This is a genomic window from Bacillus silvicola, assembly GCF_050524305.1.
Lineage (GTDB): Bacteria > Bacillota > Bacilli > Bacillales > Bacillaceae_G > Bacillus_A > Bacillus_A cereus_AT.
Genome location: NZ_JBNGVC010000017.1, coordinates 288,852 through 308,117, shown reverse-complemented (window position 1 = coordinate 308,117; position 19,266 = coordinate 288,852). Strand labels below are relative to the sequence as shown.

Sequence of the window (19,266 nt, the reverse complement as noted above, 5' to 3'; positions counted from 1 at the left end):
AGGATGTTTCTTTAAGAATTACTACACGAAAAAGACATTGTTAAATTTAAGCAAGAATTTTTTCCTTATTACTCTCAATACCATGAAGAATCCCTTTATATTTTCTAGAAAATATAATTGATAACATTACATAATTAAAAAATAAGCTAATAAAAACACCAAATATATTCAAGTTAAACACATAAATGGTAATAACCATCATTACAAAAGTAATTAAATTTATTATAGCTGTTTTTATTAAAACATAATTACTTTGCCCTATAGCTTGTAAAGCATATTTATAAACATTATGTAACGGATTAAAGATATTAGCTATTATAATAAAGGTAAGTATACTTGCAGCATAATTAATTAAATTTGTATCATTTGTAATAAAGGCTACAACCTCATATTTTAAAAATACAAAAATAATACTTAAAAACATGTAAAATACCATAATAAGTCCTAAGGTTACCCTAGGAAGTTCCTTTAAATCCATTAATTGTTTAGATCCGTACCTTTCACTAACTAAAGTTAAAATGGCAGAAGAATACATATACATTGGAATTAATATAATACTTAAAATTTGAGAAACTAATAAATATCCTGATAATTGTATATCTCCTGTTCGAGCAATCATAGCATTTACACCTATAATGAAAATACCGCCTTCTAAAATCTCTTGACCAACTAGAGAAGTGCTCTTTTTACATAAGAACTTTAAATTATTAATATATATTTTAAAGTTTAGAAAAGTAATTTTTAATTGTTTTCTACACAAATACATATAAAAAAATAAATTTATACTTAAAGCAATTATAGTTGCTATAGCCGAACCACTTATTCCTAATTTCGGAAAACCAAAGTTACCAAAAATCAGAAGATAATTTAATATTACATTCAAGATTGAGGCCACCGTTGAACCAATAAAAATCCATTTAGTTTCTTTTATTATTTTAAAGAAAGTCGAAAATGTAAATAATAATAATTGAATTAATATATATACACTCATAATAGTTAAATATTGAATAGAGTCCTCTAAAATATTTCCTTCAAAACCAAAAACTATAGATAATAAGGGCCTTTGAAATATGAGTAATAACAACGCCAAAGAAATACCTATAATTATATTAAGAAAAATAGAAGATATAAAATAATTATTAAATGATTTTATATCTTCTTGTCCCATGCTTCTTGATCCATAAATATTAAAGGAAACTGACATTACTCCTAATATGCCTGCAAATGTGAATAAAAGTGAACTCACTACACCAATAGCTCCATAAGCTTCAACAGAGATTCTCCCAATCATTGCTTGATCTACTAATTTAATTAATAACCCAGCTATTGAATTCACAACTAGTGGTATAGCTATATGATTAATTTCTTTAATGCTGTTAAGATAATTAAACCTCATGCTGATAGCTCTTTATAAATATCAGATTCAATTAAATTAGAAGATATAATACTCAATAAAGGGAAGTCTAATAAAAATTCTTTTATTGTCTCTTTACTCATATCTTCAGTTATTCCATATTCCTCTGATATTTTATCAGAAATGAATTTAAAATCTTTTCCTTTAGAAATATAATATAAAATTTCTGCACCTATATAGTTTGTTACGTAGTATTCTAGGGCAATTGGATCAAAAAAAACATATTTATCGCCCTCTTGTCTGAATATTATATTTTTCTTACCCTGAATAATAAAACATTTAATTTCATCCATTTGCTACACTCTCCTCAAAAAAGCAACTATTATCCGAACCATATATTGAGTTTGTTAAATTAAAGGCAGAAGATCTACATCCACCTCCACACCACTTATGACTACAGGTACCACATTTACCATTTATATTATCAAAGGATATATTTCTTAACTTATTGAAAACAGAAGATTCATTCCAGATTTCCTTAATTGATGTACTTTTTATGTTACCAGCTCTAAATTGATCAATTCCCATCATTAAATCACAACCAAATACATCACCATTATATGCAATAGAACAAGCTTTCACACCTGCTTGACATGATATTTCCCTTTCCTTTGTATGTATATCCGTTAAGTTCAGATCTTGATCCCAAACAGATAACAAATCTAAACGATTATAATGTTCTAAAGGAAAATAATATAACCAAAACACAGGACTTTCATTAGGTGGAATTATTTTGAAATTTAATTTGATATCCCCTCTACTTTTCATTTCAGATAGATTTAAAAACATAGGATACCAATTATTCTTATCCGCTAATATACTTCCATCAGAAGCTCTACCTGTTGGACAAACTACCATGACTGTCATATAAGTTATTCCTAATAATTCATTCAGTTTAATTGTATTAATAAGGTCATTAACGTTGGTTTTATTTAACGTAAAAAGAGTAGATACTGGTAAATTATATTTTTGTAAATTTTTAATACCTTTAATTGTCTTTTTAAAACTACCATGACCACGGATTATATCGTGCACTTCTGGACAACTTCCATCTAAAGTAATACATATTCTATCAAAATCAAATTTTGATAATTTACTTGCAACTTTATCACTTATTAAAATTCCATTAGAATTAATTATTTTAGCAAATTTATATTTTTGAGTTGCACTTAATATCTCAAAAAAATCATCTCTAATAAAAGGCTCGCCACCAGTTAAGGAAATCCTATGAACGTTCATATCATCTAAGTCTTGAAATAAATTATTTAAATGATTTAGATCCATCTCCTCATTTTTTGTTTCAAATGGACTAGATGATGCATAGCAATAATCACATTTTAAATTACATCTATTAGTAATACTTATATCTACTAAAGAAGGAGCCGAATAGTAATTTCTCACAAAAACACTTCCTTTCATATACTAAAATTTGATGTAAACAGGAGTAGATTAAATTCTACTCCTGTAAATGTAAATTAGTGTTTTCCCCAAACGCTTTGACGAATAGTTACAGGTTTTTCAAATTCCTTTTTCATATCAAACATCTCCTTTAGAAATAATATTATAAATTTATTAGATTAGAAATTATCAATTGTGAATATTTACCTATTCGCAATACCACTATAACATGGCTTCTACAATATAATTGTTGATAATTTCGAATATTCCGCAGATAGTTCCAACACAAATTCATTCATTATTTTAAACTAAAGTTTTATTAATTATATTTACCCTTCTTTAATTGAATATAGGTAACATAATTTCTTTTGTAATTCTAAATTAGTGTTTTCCCCAAACGCTCTGACGAATAGTTACAGGTTTTTCAAATTCCTTTTTCATATCAAACACCTCCTTTAGAAATAATATTATAAATTTATTAGATTAGAAATTATCAATTGTGAATATTTTCCTATTCACAATATCACTATAACATGGCTTCTATAATTTGATTCTTGATAATTTTGAATATTTCGTGTATAATTCCGACACATATCCTTACATTGTTTTAAACTGGAGTTTTATTAATCATATTCATCCTTCTTTAAATGAATATAGGTAACATAATTTCTCTTGTAATTCTAAATTAGTGTTTTCCCCAAACGCTCTGACGAATAGTTACAGGTTTTTCAAATTCCTTTTTCATATCAAACACCTCCTTTAGAAGTAATATTATAAATTTATTAGATTAGAAATTATCAATTGTGAATATTTTCCTATTCACAATATCACTATAACATGGCTTCTATAATATAATTCTCAATAATTTTGAATATTTTGTGTATGGTTTCGATATATAATCATATCTTGTTTTAAAATAAAATTTTATAAACCTTGCTAAAGGAAATAAAACATTTTAATTATTGACGAAAAAAAAGAGAATGCCCCATCATTAAACAAATCGTGCCTCTGTTTTTACAGAGGCTTTTGTTATACTCTTTTTCATCTCTTAAATTTGAAGGGTTTCTTTTACATGTATAAATAAATTTTCTAATAAGCCTGGTGTAGATTCTAATCCCTCCTTTTCACTCTCTTCTGTTACAGCACTTACAAACTCCCACATTACTTGTGGCCTAATAGTTCTACAAATCGTTTTTCACGCATTTCAAATGTTTTTATCTTCATTTTGAACACCGCCCTTATTTAATACTTTTCTTTCCTGATAATAGTAATACCCGCGTTATTATCTCTTGTCAGTAGATTACAATATTATGTATAATGAAAATATCATTTTCCCAATAAATGTTAATAAAGAGATGCTATAAGTACATACAAAACGTATCATCAGCAATCGATATATTAACAGATTTATTCTATGTATACTCAGATACATACATAGGAATCAAAACTATGGAATTTTATGTACAGATTGAATTAATACAAGATGGAAGATTGGTAGCAAATGTACTCAAGGAAAAAAGAGTGTTCGATTTGATTAATGTTATAAAACTACTTGAAGTGACATCTACCGAACAAATTGAAAACATATTCAGGGGGAATTTCAAATGAAAACATTTGGTAAAGTATTATTAGCAGGAACATTGGCTCTTGGCGGTTTAACAGCAATGAACGTGGAAACACCCAAAGCTCAAGCAGATGGAGCGAGCGAATTTTGCCGATACATTTGTGGTCCTAAAGAAACGTTGAACAATTTCACAATTCAACTTTCAAATACAGAATACAAAATGGGACAAAATATTATCCTACGAGCAACAAATGATAATGCATATGATGTACATTACCAAGCATCTGTAGAAAAACAATACGATACTGGTTGGGATTATTATGACGCTGATTTTCGCTATGGTTCACTATTACCAGCTGGAACAAACGTATATGAAGATTTTGATGCTGAGACTGGCAATGGTGGAGCAATTTCTGAACCAGGAACATATCGCATGAAAATTGAAGTAACGCATGCTAATGGCCACGTTGACACAATGTACACAGCGCCAATTACATTAGTAAATTAAATAAGGAGTTCGCTTCACATCTTATAGTATATATTTTAATAATGTCATTAAATATTTACATGGACATAATGGATAATGAAAGGAAGGTTTATACCTTCCTTTTTCTTATATTTTAGAATAAATAACGTATCCCTCCTGAATGTTGTATATAAAAAAACAAGGCAACACCTGTCATGATAATTAAAAATACTTGATAATAATCAATCATCTGTAATACCCCCTTCATACAAAAATAAGCTCAACAAAATATTCACTTAATACACATGTAATAAGGTCAAACAATGTAAAATTCAGCTACAATCTCATTCATAATTTTTAAAATTAATTCTCTCCTTCTTTTAAGAATACTTCTAAACTTGATAGATTACGTTATATCGCTACTCTTGTATGCAGAATTACATATCAACCTCCATTGAAAAACATTCTCAATGTAACTATAATGGTTTCAGGAGGTGATATTTTCACTTCCTTTTCAAATCTCACAATATATTAAAGGAGGAACTAGCATTATGAAAAAAGTTATTTTAGCAGGGGCACTAGGAATTGCAGTACTATCAGGTATGAACTTACCAGGAGCAGAGGCACCAAAAGCGAGTGCAGCAACTACAAATTTAGAAATTCAAGAAGTTACAAAATATTACTCTATGAGTTCTTACGAAGTGTCTCAAAAGGAAACATTTAATCTCAATAAAGGAGAAGAACTTACAGTCTTTGTACAAAATTCTGGGTTTCCAATTTCTTATACGGTCTTTGATGCAGATAATCAAATAATGGGCACCTACAATGCTAATTCACCATATGGTCGCGTATTCAAAGCACAAAAAGATGGTAATATTTCTGTACAATTTCAAGCGGGTGCAAATTCTTCATACATGAAGAAGATGAATTTCACAGCTAAATTTGCAGTTTCTAAACTTAACTAACAATCAAAATTTCATTATCCTCTTTCAAAAAATTAAAAAGGTATATCCCTTCAACGGGATATACCTTTAACTTTAGTGAATTTTATATTGACCAGATAATTGCTCTTGCGCCATACGCACTAAACGTTTGGTAATTTCTCCACCTACTGAACCATTCGCTCGTGCTGTTGAATCCGGTCCAAGTGTAACACCAAACTCCTGAGCAATTTCATACTTCATTTGTTCAATTGCACTTGCTGCAGCTCCTACCAAAATCTCGTTTGAATTATTATTTTCGCGAATTTGCATTTCTTACACACCTCCATTGAATTTGGTAATATCATGCTCTATTTCCAGAAAAATATGTAAAAAGATCAAAAAAAAGACGCATTAAGGTGTCTTTTTTCAATATGTTTTTATCAGAGGCAAAATAAAAAGCAAAGCCTTTTGGCTACGCGCTTGAAGAAGGAGAATTCTTTCGAGGAATTCGTTAAAACAAAAAGAACTTGTAGGAATCTCTACAAGTTCTTTTTAGTTTCAGGTGAATATACGAGACAAACTATCTTACAGATTCATCATAGAAACTACAGGGGTAATGCTTTGACAAATATATTATATAACAAATATTAACAGCCATAAATTTCAATTTTGAAAATTATGTGAATTAAGAACGAAATTAGCTTTTTTCTTAACTATTATTAATTTCGTTTACTACTAACTTCTTTTTCCTTAAATAAACTGCTCGATCCGATTTTTTTGCAACTTCTTGTGAATGCGTAACTACAATTACACATTTATCCTCTTGATGAGCGAGCTCCTGGAACAACTCAATAATCTCATTTGCTGTTTCTCCATCAAGATTTCCTGTCGGCTCATCCGCAATCAATAAATCGACATTGCAAGATAGTGCTCGAGCAATTGCTACACGTTGTTGTTGTCCACCACTTAGTTGCAAGACATTTCGTTTCGCTTCTACTTCTGTGAGCCCTACCTTCTCTAATAATTCTAATGCTCTTGCTTTTTTATTTTGTACCTTCACACCTGTAATTTCCATTGCCGTTAGTACATTCTGAAGAGCGGTCATATAGGTAATCAAATTATAAGATTGGAAAATTACGGATACATTTTGATTACGGTATCGATCCAAACCAATTTTTCGAATATCCTTGCCATTATATAGTACATAACCGTTTTTAGGTATGTCCAGCCCACAACCTAAGCTAAGAGTTGTGGTTTTGCCAGATCCAGAGGGCCCTAAAATCGTGTAAAAATGCCCTTTTTGAAAAGAAAAATTAACATTATCTAGTATCGTTACTTTTTTCCCGTTACTTTCATAATAATAATCTAGGTTTTTAAATTGTAAAATCGTCTCCATATCGAGCCTCCTTATTCATCTTTTAAAAGAATTTGTTTTGGATTTAAGCGTAGAATAGATAATGCTGGAAGAAGCGTTGCTAATATAGCAATAGCTAGTCCAATTCCCCCCATTTTTCCTACATCTTCTCCCGTTACACTTACATCAATTTTATCAATTGGATCTTCGTTTTGGTTTTGTGGAGTACCACCAGCTCCAACCATCATTACACTACCATTTTGTGAATTGTCTTTTTCTTCGCTTGCTGTAGCAATTTCACTCGAAAGTAAGTTATTCCCTACGAATTGAGAAACTTTAGCTCCTGTTGTTAGGGATAATCCTAACGCTAAAATAGCAATACATACTACTTCTACTACGAACTGCGCCATCAGTTTCCATTTTTTCTCTCCAATGGACAATAAAATCCCCATTTCCTTACGACGTGCTTTAATCGATAACATAATGATTAATCCTAAGATAATCGCACCTGCAATAGATACCATATAGATAATCATTTGAGACGTAGAAGCGATATTTTCGATAGGGCCAATCATTTGTTTGTACAATGAATCTTGTGCATCTAACTTAAAATAATTAAAATCAATATCAGATTTTTTTGCTTCTTCTTTAAATGCATCAATGTCTTGTGGATCGTTCAATAAGTACACAACTTGAATACTACTACTCATACCTTCATCTGTTTCTAATTTTTTCAAAGTAGAGTAAGGCATATATAGTTTATTAGCTGGATTCATCATAGGAGGGGGATTTTGACCCATTGGTTGCTCATTCGTTTCGTAAATACCGATAATTTCAACTTCAAGAGTTTCCTTCTTATCCCCTGATTGAACTTTAACTTTATCTCCTACTTTCAAATTGTTTTGTTCCGCTAATCGTTTTTCCATTAAAGCTACATTCTGATCTTGCATCTGTTCTGTAATTGGTTTTCCATCAACGATTTTACTTTTTCCATTTTTAAAACTTTCTTGTAATAAAGTCTTGCGAACTCCTTCTATCATAAGAGAAGAATTCATATCTATTTCTGAACCTGAACCTGATCCTCCCACCATTGCAACGTTACCTTTTCCTTTTCCTTCTCCTTCTGAAGCTCCTACTAATTTAAACCCATCCGCAATTCCGAAATTATTGGTTATATAATTATAGTCTTTTACATGCTTGGACTTCGCTAATTGGTCAGCTTCTTTTGTGTTGAGCTTCGGCGGCTTAGGCATCTCGCCAGTTTCCCTAGCTTGTTGACCTAATTTGTCAAAATCAAGACCTAAAGTAACATCTGCACCTAGTTTTTTTCTTGCTGCATCAGCAGCTTTTTTTGATGCATTTTGGATTGTGAATCCTGCCAGCACTAAATTTGTAACAATCAGGAAGACTGCCATCAAAATTAATGATGTTCCTATTCTTTTTTTCATACTGAGAATTGCGCGTTTTATAAAATTCATTTTTCCTAACCTCCTTGATAGCTGTTATTCTATATACGCTATCTAGAGTTTGTATGGAGTTACTCAGTAGTTTATCTAGAGATATATGGAGTTTATGTGTACTTATTCATTGACCTTAGCAAGAAAAACTGGAACACAAATTAGAATACGCAATCGATTTTGAATATTGGTAGAGAGCCAGTCCATTAATATGGAGTGAGGACGAATGGAATGATCGTACATATAAAACTAGTAAAATAGAAAAAACCACCGAAAGGTGGCTGTTAAGCGGTACGTGTTTGTTCCATTAATTTCACGGTTTTTGTTAGTTTTTCACCATTTCGATAAACGGTTACTTTAATTGTATCTCCCAATTTTTTCTTTTCATATAAATATTTACGGAATTGAACGACATTTTCTATTTTTTGTTCATCCAATGCAATCACAACATCATACTGTTGTAAGCCGCCCTTTTCTGCTGGTGATTGATTTGAGATATTCCCCAACACGGCACCATTTGATATCTCTTTTGGTAATTTTAATTGATTACGTGCAGAATCTGTCATTTTCTCTACATCAAATAACTGTACACCCATCATTGGACGTTTAGCTGTTCCCTCTTTTTCAAGAGACCCTAGGATTGTTTTGGCTATATGAATCGGGATTGCAAATCCAATTCCTTCAACAGCTTGTTGTGCAATTTTACTCGAATTAATTCCAATGACTTCACCCTGTTCATTAAATAAAGCTCCTCCACTATTCCCAGGATTAATAGCTGCATCTGTTTGAATTACCTGTGCTTGCCAATCCACTTGTTGATTTCCAAGTGTACTAACAGGTATTTCTCGTTCCTTGCTACTAATAATCCCCTTTGTTACAGTACCTTCTAGCCCCAATGGATTCCCAATGGCTATTACCGTTTCCCCTGTACGAATTTTTTCTGAGTCTCCAAGTGTTGCCACTCTTTTTACATCTGTCCCGTCAATTTCTAATACCGCTAAATCTAATAATGGATCTGTCCCTACTACTTTAGCGGGAACCTTTTTACCATTATTCAATTTCACTTCTACATTATTCGCACCGTCTATCACATGATTATTTGTAACAATGAAAGCCTTATTACCGTTTTTTTTATATATGACCCCTGATCCCGAACCTGCTTCTTCTGATTGATCTTGCGTATTAAATGCATCTGCATTTTGTTTATAGTTAATGACACCTACGACAACTTCTTTTGCAGATTCAATCATATTTTGAAGGTTGCTCACATCTTCTGGTTTGTAAGAGGTCGGCGTAACCTGATTTACTTCGTTATGTTTAGGAGATTGGTCTACATTTCCTTTGATTTCATTTATATAAGGGATGGTCAATCCAATGGTAATTACACCAATCATTGCACCAATTATTCCTGTGAAAAAATACCCTGTTTTTTTATAGGCTTTATTCCCATTGTTTTCTGTTTGATTTGTATCATAATGTCCCTTTGTGAACATCCCTTTCTCCTTTAATTTCAATTGAATATTTTTATCTTCATATTTGAATTACGATGTATGAATGTGATATTTAAGAATCACCATTTCAAAAAAAAATTTCACCTTTAGGCATGGTTCAGATATAAATTAACTGTTTTTTCGTAGGGGTAACATTATATTTGAATTTTTCTATAAATACATGTATGACGATATTCAAACCCACCTCGAGCTGGTCTCTAAAAAAAAGAGCCTATTCGGCTCTCATCAAATCAATTATTCAATGTACATAGCATGTTATACGGGTATTGGCACAAAGCAGCAAGAAGGAATCATAACCTCAATTAGATTCTTTACTCTTTTGTTATAAACTTAGAGCCGAAAGTTCTCGTGAGAATGGATGGTAATAGGTTTGCGTGTAAATAAGAAGGAAGGGATAAAAATTGATAGATTGTGTAAGTCGTCAACATCATGTATCATTCCTTTCTATTTGATACATGTAGCATACAAACCTAATCTGTATTCTATATGGAGTTAATCTAGAGTTATAGTAAAGATTTTCAGTACCTCGTTATTGAATGCAAAAAAAAGAATCAATTTGATCCCCTCTATTTTTGTTCACTAGACTTATATAGTTTTCTTTTATTTACACTTGTGTATTTATTTAAGCACGGCGCTAATTTCAATTTTTGTTTTTTCTCTTTTATGCGACCATTATTCGAATGATTGGCCATCCACAGTTGTACATCTAATAAAGAAAGAATGATGTTTGCTTCCAGTGACATCTTGATTACCTCCCTCTGTCTTGTTATGTATATAACCTATCTCATGCATCTGGAGCTGATTTGAAATACATGTAGTTTTCTTGTGAAGTTTTTATCGTGTTTCTAATACGTCTCCACATCAACTCCAGACTGGAAGGTTATAATGACTACAAGAGGTGATATTATGAAGAACTATCACATTTTGGTGGTAGAAGATGATCAAGAAATACAAGAATTAATCAAACAATTTTTAATGACACAACAGTATAAGGTTATAGTTGCATCAGATGGATTAGAGGGCATGAAACAATTTAATAAGCAGTCCTTCGATTTAATTCTTCTAGATGTGATGATGCCAAACCTGAATGGATTTGAAGTTGCCAAAATGATTCGAAGTCAGTCAAATATACCAATTATTATGCTAACTGCGCTAGAAGAAGAACAAGATCAAATGAAAGGATTTGATCTTGGAATCGATGATTATATTACGAAACCTTTTTCTTTTCATGTTTTGATGAGACGAGTCGAAGCAGTACTGAGAAGAAGTAATAATCAAAGTACGGATAATCATTTTGTATTTAGAGAACTACATGTCGATGGCGATGCATATAAAGTATATGTAAATAAAGTTGAGGTTCCCCTAACGACAAAAGAATTCGAAATTTTGCAACTACTACTTCAAAATGAAAAAAAGGTACTCACAAGAGAAAATATCGTAGAAAAAATTTGGGGATATGAGTATGCCGGAGACACACGAATGATTGATACGCATATGAAAAACATACGAAAAAAATTAGATATACCCTACATTAAAACAGTAAAGGGCATTGGTTATAAAATCGATGAATAGGATTGTAAAGATCATGAAGATGAAGAGAATTACCTATAAACTCTTTATGACTACATCCCTCATTTTGTTAGCCTTTGCAACCTTAATTTATGTAACTTTATACTTCTTTCTCCCTAAATTTTATGAGAAATACAAAACAGATCAGCTTCAAACGGGAATCGAAGAAATAATTGATAAATCTAAAGATCTTACGCTTCAAAATGCAACACCACTTGTTGATGAATACGCACAAAAAAATAATGCAATGATCTACCTTCAAGATAATGAGGGAAGGGTTATTTATAATCCTTTTCTTCAAAGTACTATTCAAGGGAGTACTATTCAAGGGGGTACTGTTCAGGGGGGTACTCCAGCAAAAGGTTTTGTTACAACAGTACCAATAAAGGGTTTGGCTCAATCTCGTAATTCATATGAGGCTACCAAGCCAATACAATTCCAAGATGTTAACTTAACGCTTGTGGTGTTCGCAACATTTCAACCGATCGATGAAGCTTCACAGGTCTTGGTACGTTTTCTACCCTTTATTAGTATCATTGTACTGGTTATTGGTTTAGGAAGTGCTTATTTCTATTCAAGGTTTATTACAAAACCACTTATTTATATTAATGAAGGTGCACAAAAGATGGCAAACTTAGATTTCTCCGAAAAAATTGAGGTTCGTTCTATGGATGAATTAGGGGAATTGTCCAATAGCTTGAACGATATGTCCATAAATTTACAACAAGCAATTTTTGATTTACAAAAAGCGAATCAGCAATTGAAAAGTGATATTGAAAAAGAAAGGGAAATAGAAACAAAGCGACGGGAATTTTTTGCTATTGTAGCACATGAATTAAAAACTCCTCTTACTGTTATGAAAGGTTACTTAGAAGGGATGATATATAATATCGGCCCTTATCAAAATCGTGACCAATATTTAAAGAAAAATCATCAAATAATTGGAAGTATGGAACAACTGGTTCGCGAAATTTTAAGCACATCAAAACTAGAACAACATACCTTTAAACCACAAGTAGAAGAAGTAAATCTTTCGAAGTTAATAGGTACAATCATAAAAGACCTCGAATTTTTTGCTTCTCAAAAAGACATTCAAATAATAAAAGAAGTCGATTCTGACATTTTTGTTTATACGGATTGTGTTCTTTTAGAAAAAGCTTGTAAAAACATCATTCATAATGCAATTATGTATTCACCACTTAACGAAAAGGTCTATATAAAGTTAAGCCAAAAATCTAAGCAAAACTATATCGAAATGCAAGTCCTTAATACAGGTGTCGAAATTAAAGAAGAGAATATACAACATATATTCGAACCCTTTTATCGAATCGAAAAGTCAAGAAATCGGAATACTGGAGGGAGTGGCTTAGGATTATATATTGTAAAACAAATTTTCGAATCTCTTTCTATCACGTATTCTATGAATAATACCAAACAAGGCGTACAATTTTTGGTTACCATTCCATTATCCATCAAGTAAACAACAAAAGAGTCTCGATCTTATTTCATCCTATAGAAATAAGATCGAGATTTTTCATATAGGATACCGTCACATTGATAAATATAATCACCTAAAATATAAGTTATATTCTAATATTTTATTGCTGATAACTGACGGTATCATTATATTTCATTCTGCAGCTTATTTAGAAGAGTTATGTACATTTCGAAGAAGTTCTTCAATAAGTTTTGTTTTTTCATTCACCTTTGTGGCATATGTGAAATCACCATAACAATATGGATACCTAAAATTATTTTTATTTCCACCACAAGTGTACATCGCTGGATTTTGATCAACTTTCATCTTAGAAAACTTTTTAGCCGAATCTTCCGAGTGTTGTTTAACTTCTTGACTGGCAATAAAATCAATATACCCTGGTCCCATATTATAGCTTTGAATAATTGCATCCATGCTAACATCTTTTTCCGTTCCATATTTGTACATTTTAGCAAAGTGTTTTACCCCTTGTTCAATGCTCAAGCTTGTCTCTTGAATTTCATTTGGCTTTAATCCAAGTGATTCAGATGACTGCATAGGGTCGTTTCCCTCACCTTTACTCTCTTGGTACATAATTCCTAATAAAACTGCTGTTTTCCCTCCTAAATTATATTTTTCTAATTCTTTTTTCAAGGTAGGTTCATATTGCAATACACGTTTTTCGGTAGCGAGCGCTTTATTTTGTTGAACATTAGTTTTATGATTAATATATAGTATTCCAAGCATTGTTCCTAAACCTAAAATACTAATAAGGAATACTTTAATAATTTGTTTTTTACTCATATCCTTCATATATTTCTCCTCGTATAAGAAATTCAATTTTTCAATGGCGGTTGGTTATTTACAAAATATATAATAATCATCTATTTCTCTGCCCCTTTCAGACTCAAATTTATTTCTTTTAGGTTTAAAGTTTAATATAGAAGTTTAAAGATAAGATAAAGATAAGATAAAGATAAGATAAAGATAAGATAAAGAAAATATAAAGTGCATCTTTTAAAGTACTTTAAAAAGATATTGGTACAAACGAATATGTGGGACAAGTTGTAGATATGAATGGATATAGTGATAATCGAGAGGTTATCATACAAGTTATTAATTATAGAGATATCATTCTAGAAGAAGTTTTACTATTTCATGACTTACTTTAAATTTACTTTGCTCATTTACTGCATTTTAACAATCCTCATCACACATGACTTAATATATTATTGAAAAGAAAAAAGCTCTGCACTATGCAGGCTTTCTTTATGATTTCACCGCTAAATTATTCATAAAACTTTCTATAGAATTCGCCTGAAATATACGTAAATGAGGAGATTGGACATCGTAATGTTTGTCAGTAATGATAAGGATTGAAGGAAAGAATTTAGAACTTTTCGGTTGCCAGGATTCATTGTGCCATTCTTGGCTATGGAAGTATAACTCATATCTGTTTATCTTATCTTGCATTATTTTTTTACTGTACACTGACTTTTGAACTTCAATAAAGAATGGCGATCTACGCCATATTGTAAAAGCATCCGGCTCCATATATACTTTCCCATACTTTGGTTCAACTTCAAATAGTTTAGGATTTTCATAATGAACGAGTTGTTTGTATACGTCCACAATACCAAGGAAATGAGGAATTTTTTGACTTGTCTTTCTGATAGAACTTGGCTGCGGAAAATAAATGTATGGGTGCTGTAATACGTTAGCATCAACATAGCCGTCTCTTCTTAATCGTTTCATAACCGTATTACAACAAGTTACCGCATTCTTTAAGCCTTGAAAATGCAAGTCAATAATATCGTCACGGGACATGCATCTAAATCGCTTCAAATCATTCAAAATTCCTTTATCTCTACTCTTCATCATCTAACACCCCAAATAACGGAATTTCTTCTTGCGATGAATTCTGGAGTATTTTCTCCTCTTTAGACATGCGATATGGTTCAACAATTTGTTTCGCCTTACTTAATTCCAAATAAGGAGCTTGCACTTTCTTTAATCCATTTCGTTTTAAAATCATTTGTCCTGATTGCTCTAAATGCTCTGAACCAGGAGTACCCATGATATTACTATTAATTGCACTATCACATTTAAAGCCGATTCTTACGGTCATATTGAGCTTTAACTTACCATCTAACACTTTCGCATCTGGCCGCTGCATACTAAGCATAAGAAACACCCCAAGTGATCGGCCGACTGCTGAGATCTTTTCAATTGTAGTCATACACTCTTTTTCATCTTTTAGCATGGCCACTTCATCAATAGCAAGTAGAATATATGGTTTTTGATGATCAGGATTTAATTTGTTGTACGCATCAATATGATCAACTTCATATTCTTCCATAAGTTTTCTTCGTTCTCTGATTTCCTTCCATACCTTTTGAAGCATTATTTTCATTTCAATTTCTTCCATACAAACTTCTTTCACATGCTTCACCCTACGCAAAAAATGAAATTCAGAGTTTTTTAAGTCACCAAGGTACAAATGCAACTTTTCAGGAGAAACATATTGAATAAGTGTGGATAATACAACACGTACCATACTACTTTTCCCGCTTCCCGTTTCTCCTGCTATTAATAAGTGTGGTGTATTGGAATCAACCATATCGTACGTAATCGTTTTTCCGAATTGGTCCCGGCCAACCACAACAGGAAGACGGTATTCTTTTAATAATGGCTGCCATTCTTTATAACAGTAATTGTATGGTTTTAGTCCAGCATCTGAACGGAATACATGTAGTACAAACTTTTTCACATCCCCTTCAACCGTAATATTCCGTCCTAATATTTGTTGAAAACAAAACCACTTCTTTTCAATCTTCTGTGGATCTAATCCGTTTGGTATAGTAAAAACATACCTCACGCTTTCTGCTGAAGAAGAAACATTATGTACCTTTGGATAAATAGGCACTTTTCCCCCACGCGTTTGATGTTCCGTATATAAACCTGCTTTTCCGAACACCTCCATAAGCTGATTCCTTAACCTTTGCGTACGAAGCCACTCCTTTATAATCCCCATTACTCCCTTCCCTCCTTAAAACATGATTACGATACGAACAAATACATATCCAATCAAGCAAACTCCACCAATTCGCGTTCCGTGATAAATACCTTCACTTACAAATTTAGCTGCTGATATATAGTCATGTCGCACCAAGTATTTTTCTAACATGACTGCTCCGATTAAAATCGTTCCCATAACTCCTAATGCAATGTAAGTATGTAATACCTGATCCGACATATGAAGGAATGCGAAAGGACTTAATGAATTGTATTTACGGATTTTCTGTTCTTTATCTTTGTATGACCGATCCATAAACTCGCGAAAAGGAATTATTTCTTTCCTAACACGCATTTAAATGCCCCCTTTATAAACAGAATTTAGAATGTAGATATTACATAGCTTCATCTACTTAATACCGTGGTAGTTTTACCTTGGTAGAAATCTTGATAAATACCGTGGTAGCTGCTTTGATACATCATATTGTGGACAGCTTGTACATTATGTAAAAAACTTTTGCCGTCTATGCGAATAGTTTTTTACATTTATGTCCACAATGTTGAAAATAGGTTCAGGAGGGATTTAAGTGTTTTGGAAATTCGGAGGGAAAAACCGAACGAAATTAGGTGATTTTTTAGATCGGAATGGCTTCACCCAAAATGATTTAGAAAAGACCGCGAAATTAAGTCGTCCTACAGTTTCAAAGGCGTGCAATGATAAAGAATACATACCTAGTCCAACTGTAATGAAAAAGATTTTAAAAGTTATTAGGCAAATAAAACCCAATGTTAAATCCACCGACTTTTGGGATATGTAAAAACTGGCTAACTAGAGTCAGTTTTATTTTTTTACAAAAACCACTTCATAAAAGAACGTACATCCGTGTATAATAAGAACAAACGTTCTGGTTAAAGAAGGCATATCGGTGTATGATTACTCAATCTTGCCAAATCGAATTGTTTTATGTGTAGATCTTCGTAGCTTTTATGCAAGCGTGTCCTGTATCAAGACGGGCTTAGACCCACTGCATACTAAATTAGCTGTAGTAGGAGATGTGAACAGGAGTGGCTCCATTGTTTTGGCTGCAACACCACCATTAAAGGCATTAGGTGTTAAGAAAATGGCAAGGTTGTATGAAATACCACGGCGTAAAGACATTCTTGTTGTAAACCCAATTATGGGTACTTATATCAAATGCTCAAATTACATAACAGAATTAGCTTTACAATACGTTCCGATTGAGGATTTTCACCAATACAGCATCGATGAATTCTTTATGGATATTACAGATAACATCCATTTATTCGCCCAAGACCCATACGAATTCGCTATGAAATTCAAACGTGAAATATACGATTATACACGAGTTGAATGTACCATTGGAATTGCTCCTAACCCATTAATGAGTAAGATTGCTTTAGACATTGAAGCTAAGAAGAACAAAGACGGGATTGCTTTTTGGAAGTACGAGGATGTACCTACCAAACTATGGAGCATACGCCCCCTTAATAAATTTTGGGGCATATCATATAAAACAGAAGAAAAATTAAATCGAAAGGGAATACACTCTATTGGAGATTTAGCCAATTATCTCCTTAAATACTTAAAACAGAGCTTTGGAAAGATTGGAGAAGAATTACACTTACATAGCCATGGAATTGACTTTAGTCGCATTTCAGAAAAATATGTTCCTGCCACAACTTCTATTGGAAAAAGCCAAATTCTAATGCGTGACTACACAATAGAAGAATTTCCGATTATTTTACTGGAACATATTGAAGAAGTTTGTTATCGGCTTAGAAGACAAAACAAACTTGCCCAAACCGTTCATTTTTCTGTCGGTTATAGCAAGAGTTATACCGGTGGTATTAGAAAAACACATACTTTAAATCGCCCAACAAATTTAACGATGGATATTTATCATATCTGTACATACTTTTTACATCAGCAATATACTGGCAAACCCATTCGCAGCATAAACATATCCTTAACAAACCTACTTCAAGAAGGGGAAGAACAAATTTCTCTTTTTGATAATGTCGCGCAACGAGAAAAAGAAATGAAGTTAACAAAAGTAATGGATGAAATACGTACAAAATTTGGGAAGAACAGTATTTTACGAGGGATTTCCTACACGCATAGCGCTACAGCTAGACACCGAAACACACTAATAGGAGGACATAAATCATGAGTAACGCTAATATGCCAAAAGGGAGAGGAATGGTCAAATGGACTCCATTCGCAGCAATGCCTGAACAGTTTGCTGGTATTCGTGAAATCATTAAGGAGAAAAACAAAGTAACTCGGCCGATCTTAACCACTGAAGAAAAAGAACTGATTGAGAACATGTTGTTATGTTCCTTATTATCTGAAGAAGAAATACTAATTATATATTATGAGGACGGTTATTTACTCTCTAACTATATGACTGTTGTTGGTATTGACCAGCAAAAAAGTGCTGTCATATGTGCCGATGCTTTTTATAATAAGATGACACTACGATTTTCTAATATTATAGACGTTAAATTGAATAGATTTAAGTGATCAGGTTTGAATTATTATAAAGGAGTGTATAAAATGCAAAGGAATCAGATAAGAAAGAATACAGCAAGAACAGTTATTCATAACGATATAAATAACTATCCCCATTTAAATATACCTATGATTATCAATAAAAAAGATGGAATGATTTACGAGGTTTTAAGCGCTGGTTTTCATAATAATGATGCAGTAGGAATGATAACAACGGACGGTTTCGCTACAAATAGGGTAAATACACCGATTGTATCAGTAAAAAACAATGATGGTAGCATTCAAGTATACCGCTTACCTTTAGATTTGGAATATTGGGTACTTTCTTGCATGCTTACTGCTTCAACAGGAAAAAATGCGTTCCCCTGTAAAGTTGCTTTTGGAATAATTGATACTAAATTTCATGTGGAATTCAAATGAAAAGGAGTAATATTTTTTTGCTCCTTTTGTTGTTTTAGAATAAAGTTTGTTCAAATTAATTTTCGTACATCTTAATATAAATTTATCCCAAAATTCGAAAGTAAACTTTTGAATAGAAATTTACTTTCAATTTCACTAGAAAAAAGCCAAAAGATGACATTGAAT

23 protein-coding genes are annotated in these 19,266 nt (G+C 32.1%); 8 read left to right on the top strand and 15 right to left on the bottom strand.

Translation table 11 applies throughout. The annotated features are described in order from the left end of the window. Window positions 1–46 precede the first annotated feature (46 nt). The 6 genes from wgkD to wgkA (ACP6L7_RS32955) form a co-directional block, all read right to left on the bottom strand. Window positions 47–1,396 carry a tryglysin-associated MATE efflux transporter WgkD gene (gene wgkD / locus ACP6L7_RS32980; RefSeq protein WP_097833390.1) on the bottom strand — a complete coding sequence of 450 codons (1,350 nt, stop codon included), beginning with the start codon at window positions 1,394–1,396 and terminating at the stop codon, window positions 47–49. Further along, window positions 1,393–1,707 (bottom strand): PqqD family peptide maturation chaperone WgkC, encoded by a 315-nt coding sequence (wgkC, locus tag ACP6L7_RS32975; protein WP_071772095.1) that lies wholly within the window; start codon window positions 1,705–1,707, stop codon window positions 1,393–1,395. The genes wgkD and wgkC overlap by 4 nt, the downstream gene beginning before the upstream one ends. Next, a complete protein-coding gene (wgkB, locus tag ACP6L7_RS32970; protein ID WP_001247066.1) occupies window positions 1,700–2,815 on the bottom strand; it encodes a radical SAM/SPASM peptide maturase WgkB in 1,116 nt (371 codons plus the stop codon). The genes wgkC and wgkB overlap by 8 nt, the downstream gene beginning before the upstream one ends. A gap of 74 nt (window positions 2,816–2,889) precedes the next feature. Continuing rightward, on the bottom strand, window positions 2,890–2,949 hold the full coding sequence (gene wgkA, locus ACP6L7_RS32965) for a tryglysin family RiPP peptide (protein WP_423176837.1): 60 nt from the start codon (window positions 2,947–2,949) through the stop codon (window positions 2,890–2,892). A gap of 244 nt (window positions 2,950–3,193) precedes the next feature. Continuing rightward, a complete protein-coding gene (wgkA, locus tag ACP6L7_RS32960; protein WP_423176837.1) occupies window positions 3,194–3,253 on the bottom strand; it encodes a tryglysin family RiPP peptide in 60 nt (19 codons plus the stop codon). 244 nt (window positions 3,254–3,497) lie between these two features. Continuing rightward, window positions 3,498–3,557 carry a tryglysin family RiPP peptide gene (gene wgkA, locus ACP6L7_RS32955; RefSeq protein ID WP_423176837.1) on the bottom strand — a complete coding sequence of 20 codons (60 nt, stop codon included), beginning with the start codon at window positions 3,555–3,557 and terminating at the stop codon, window positions 3,498–3,500. An 859-nt stretch (window positions 3,558–4,416) separates the two neighbouring features. Here wgkA (ACP6L7_RS32955) and ACP6L7_RS32950 point away from each other — a divergent pair. Together ACP6L7_RS32950 and ACP6L7_RS32945 are read left to right on the top strand one after the other, a co-directional pair. Beyond that, on the top strand, window positions 4,417–4,884 hold the full coding sequence (locus tag ACP6L7_RS32950; protein ID WP_071772092.1) for a hypothetical protein: 468 nt from the start codon (window positions 4,417–4,419) through the stop codon (window positions 4,882–4,884). Between the two features lie 509 nt (window positions 4,885–5,393). Further along, window positions 5,394–5,807 (top strand): hypothetical protein, encoded by a 414-nt coding sequence (locus tag ACP6L7_RS32945; protein WP_097833392.1) that lies wholly within the window; start codon window positions 5,394–5,396, stop codon window positions 5,805–5,807. 72 nt (window positions 5,808–5,879) lie between these two features. Here the strand turns inward: ACP6L7_RS32945 and ACP6L7_RS32940 are convergent, their stop codons facing one another. The 5 genes from ACP6L7_RS32940 to ACP6L7_RS32920 all read right to left on the bottom strand — a co-directional run bounded on the left by ACP6L7_RS32940 (window position 5,880) and on the right by ACP6L7_RS32920 (window position 10,830). Continuing rightward, complete coding sequence (locus ACP6L7_RS32940; protein WP_001167057.1) at window positions 5,880–6,095, bottom strand: alpha/beta-type small acid-soluble spore protein; 216 nt, start codon at window positions 6,093–6,095, stop codon at window positions 5,880–5,882. A 379-nt stretch (window positions 6,096–6,474) separates the two neighbouring features. Further along, on the bottom strand, window positions 6,475–7,161 hold the full coding sequence (locus ACP6L7_RS32935; RefSeq protein ID WP_002150937.1) for an ABC transporter ATP-binding protein: 687 nt from the start codon (window positions 7,159–7,161) through the stop codon (window positions 6,475–6,477). Window positions 7,162–7,172: 11 nt separating this feature from the next. Further along, entirely contained in the window at window positions 7,173–8,597 is a 1,425-nt protein-coding gene (locus tag ACP6L7_RS32930) for an ABC transporter permease (protein WP_097833394.1), read from the bottom strand. A 263-nt stretch (window positions 8,598–8,860) separates the two neighbouring features. Further along, window positions 8,861–10,069: a S1C family serine protease gene (locus tag ACP6L7_RS32925; RefSeq protein ID WP_430529713.1), complete on the bottom strand. Its 1,209-nt coding sequence runs from the start codon at window positions 10,067–10,069 to the stop codon at window positions 8,861–8,863. A gap of 584 nt (window positions 10,070–10,653) precedes the next feature. Further along, entirely contained in the window at window positions 10,654–10,830 is a 177-nt protein-coding gene (locus tag ACP6L7_RS32920; RefSeq protein WP_176539491.1) for a hypothetical protein, read from the bottom strand. Between the two features lie 163 nt (window positions 10,831–10,993). On the opposite strand from ACP6L7_RS32920, the gene ACP6L7_RS32915 reads away from it, so the two are divergent. After that, entirely contained in the window at window positions 10,994–11,659 is a 666-nt protein-coding gene (locus tag ACP6L7_RS32915; protein WP_002150943.1) for a response regulator transcription factor, read from the top strand. A gap of 13 nt (window positions 11,660–11,672) precedes the next feature. After that, window positions 11,673–13,136 (top strand): sensor histidine kinase, encoded by a 1,464-nt coding sequence (locus ACP6L7_RS32910; RefSeq protein WP_098519755.1) that lies wholly within the window; start codon window positions 11,673–11,675, stop codon window positions 13,134–13,136. Between the two features lie 162 nt (window positions 13,137–13,298). Here ACP6L7_RS32910 and ACP6L7_RS32905 read toward each other — a convergent pair whose 3' ends face one another. The 4 genes from ACP6L7_RS32905 to ACP6L7_RS32890 form a co-directional block, all read right to left on the bottom strand. Next, window positions 13,299–13,946 (bottom strand): lysozyme family protein, encoded by a 648-nt coding sequence (locus ACP6L7_RS32905; protein WP_097833396.1) that lies wholly within the window; start codon window positions 13,944–13,946, stop codon window positions 13,299–13,301. A 456-nt stretch (window positions 13,947–14,402) separates the two neighbouring features. Beyond that, complete coding sequence (locus tag ACP6L7_RS32900; RefSeq protein ID WP_097833405.1) at window positions 14,403–14,978, bottom strand: replication-relaxation family protein; 576 nt, start codon at window positions 14,976–14,978, stop codon at window positions 14,403–14,405. A gap of 22 nt (window positions 14,979–15,000) precedes the next feature. Then, the gene (locus tag ACP6L7_RS32895; protein ID WP_430529712.1) at window positions 15,001–16,167 is read right to left on the bottom strand and encodes an FtsK/SpoIIIE domain-containing protein; all 1,167 of its coding nucleotides are present in this window, start codon (window positions 16,165–16,167) and stop codon (window positions 15,001–15,003) included. Window positions 16,168–16,182: 15 nt separating this feature from the next. Continuing rightward, window positions 16,183–16,503, bottom strand: a complete 321-nt coding sequence (locus ACP6L7_RS32890; protein ID WP_097833398.1) for a hypothetical protein — start codon at window positions 16,501–16,503, stop codon at window positions 16,183–16,185. Between the two features lie 232 nt (window positions 16,504–16,735). On the opposite strand from ACP6L7_RS32890, the gene ACP6L7_RS32885 reads away from it, so the two are divergent. From ACP6L7_RS32885 to ACP6L7_RS32870, 4 genes are all read left to right on the top strand, one after another. Continuing rightward, on the top strand, window positions 16,736–16,966 hold the full coding sequence (locus tag ACP6L7_RS32885) for a helix-turn-helix domain-containing protein (RefSeq protein WP_002150963.1): 231 nt from the start codon (window positions 16,736–16,738) through the stop codon (window positions 16,964–16,966). A gap of 108 nt (window positions 16,967–17,074) precedes the next feature. After that, on the top strand, window positions 17,075–18,340 hold the full coding sequence (locus ACP6L7_RS32880) for a Y-family DNA polymerase (RefSeq protein ID WP_430529711.1): 1,266 nt from the start codon (window positions 17,075–17,077) through the stop codon (window positions 18,338–18,340). Then, window positions 18,337–18,693: a YolD-like family protein gene (locus ACP6L7_RS32875; protein WP_430529710.1), complete on the top strand. Its 357-nt coding sequence runs from the start codon at window positions 18,337–18,339 to the stop codon at window positions 18,691–18,693. Before ACP6L7_RS32880 ends, ACP6L7_RS32875 begins: the two co-directional genes overlap by 4 nt. Window positions 18,694–18,726: 33 nt before the next feature. Then, window positions 18,727–19,101, top strand: coding sequence for a hypothetical protein (locus ACP6L7_RS32870; protein WP_430529709.1), 375 nt, complete (start codon window positions 18,727–18,729; stop codon window positions 19,099–19,101). The last annotated feature ends 165 nt before the right edge of the window (window positions 19,102–19,266 follow it).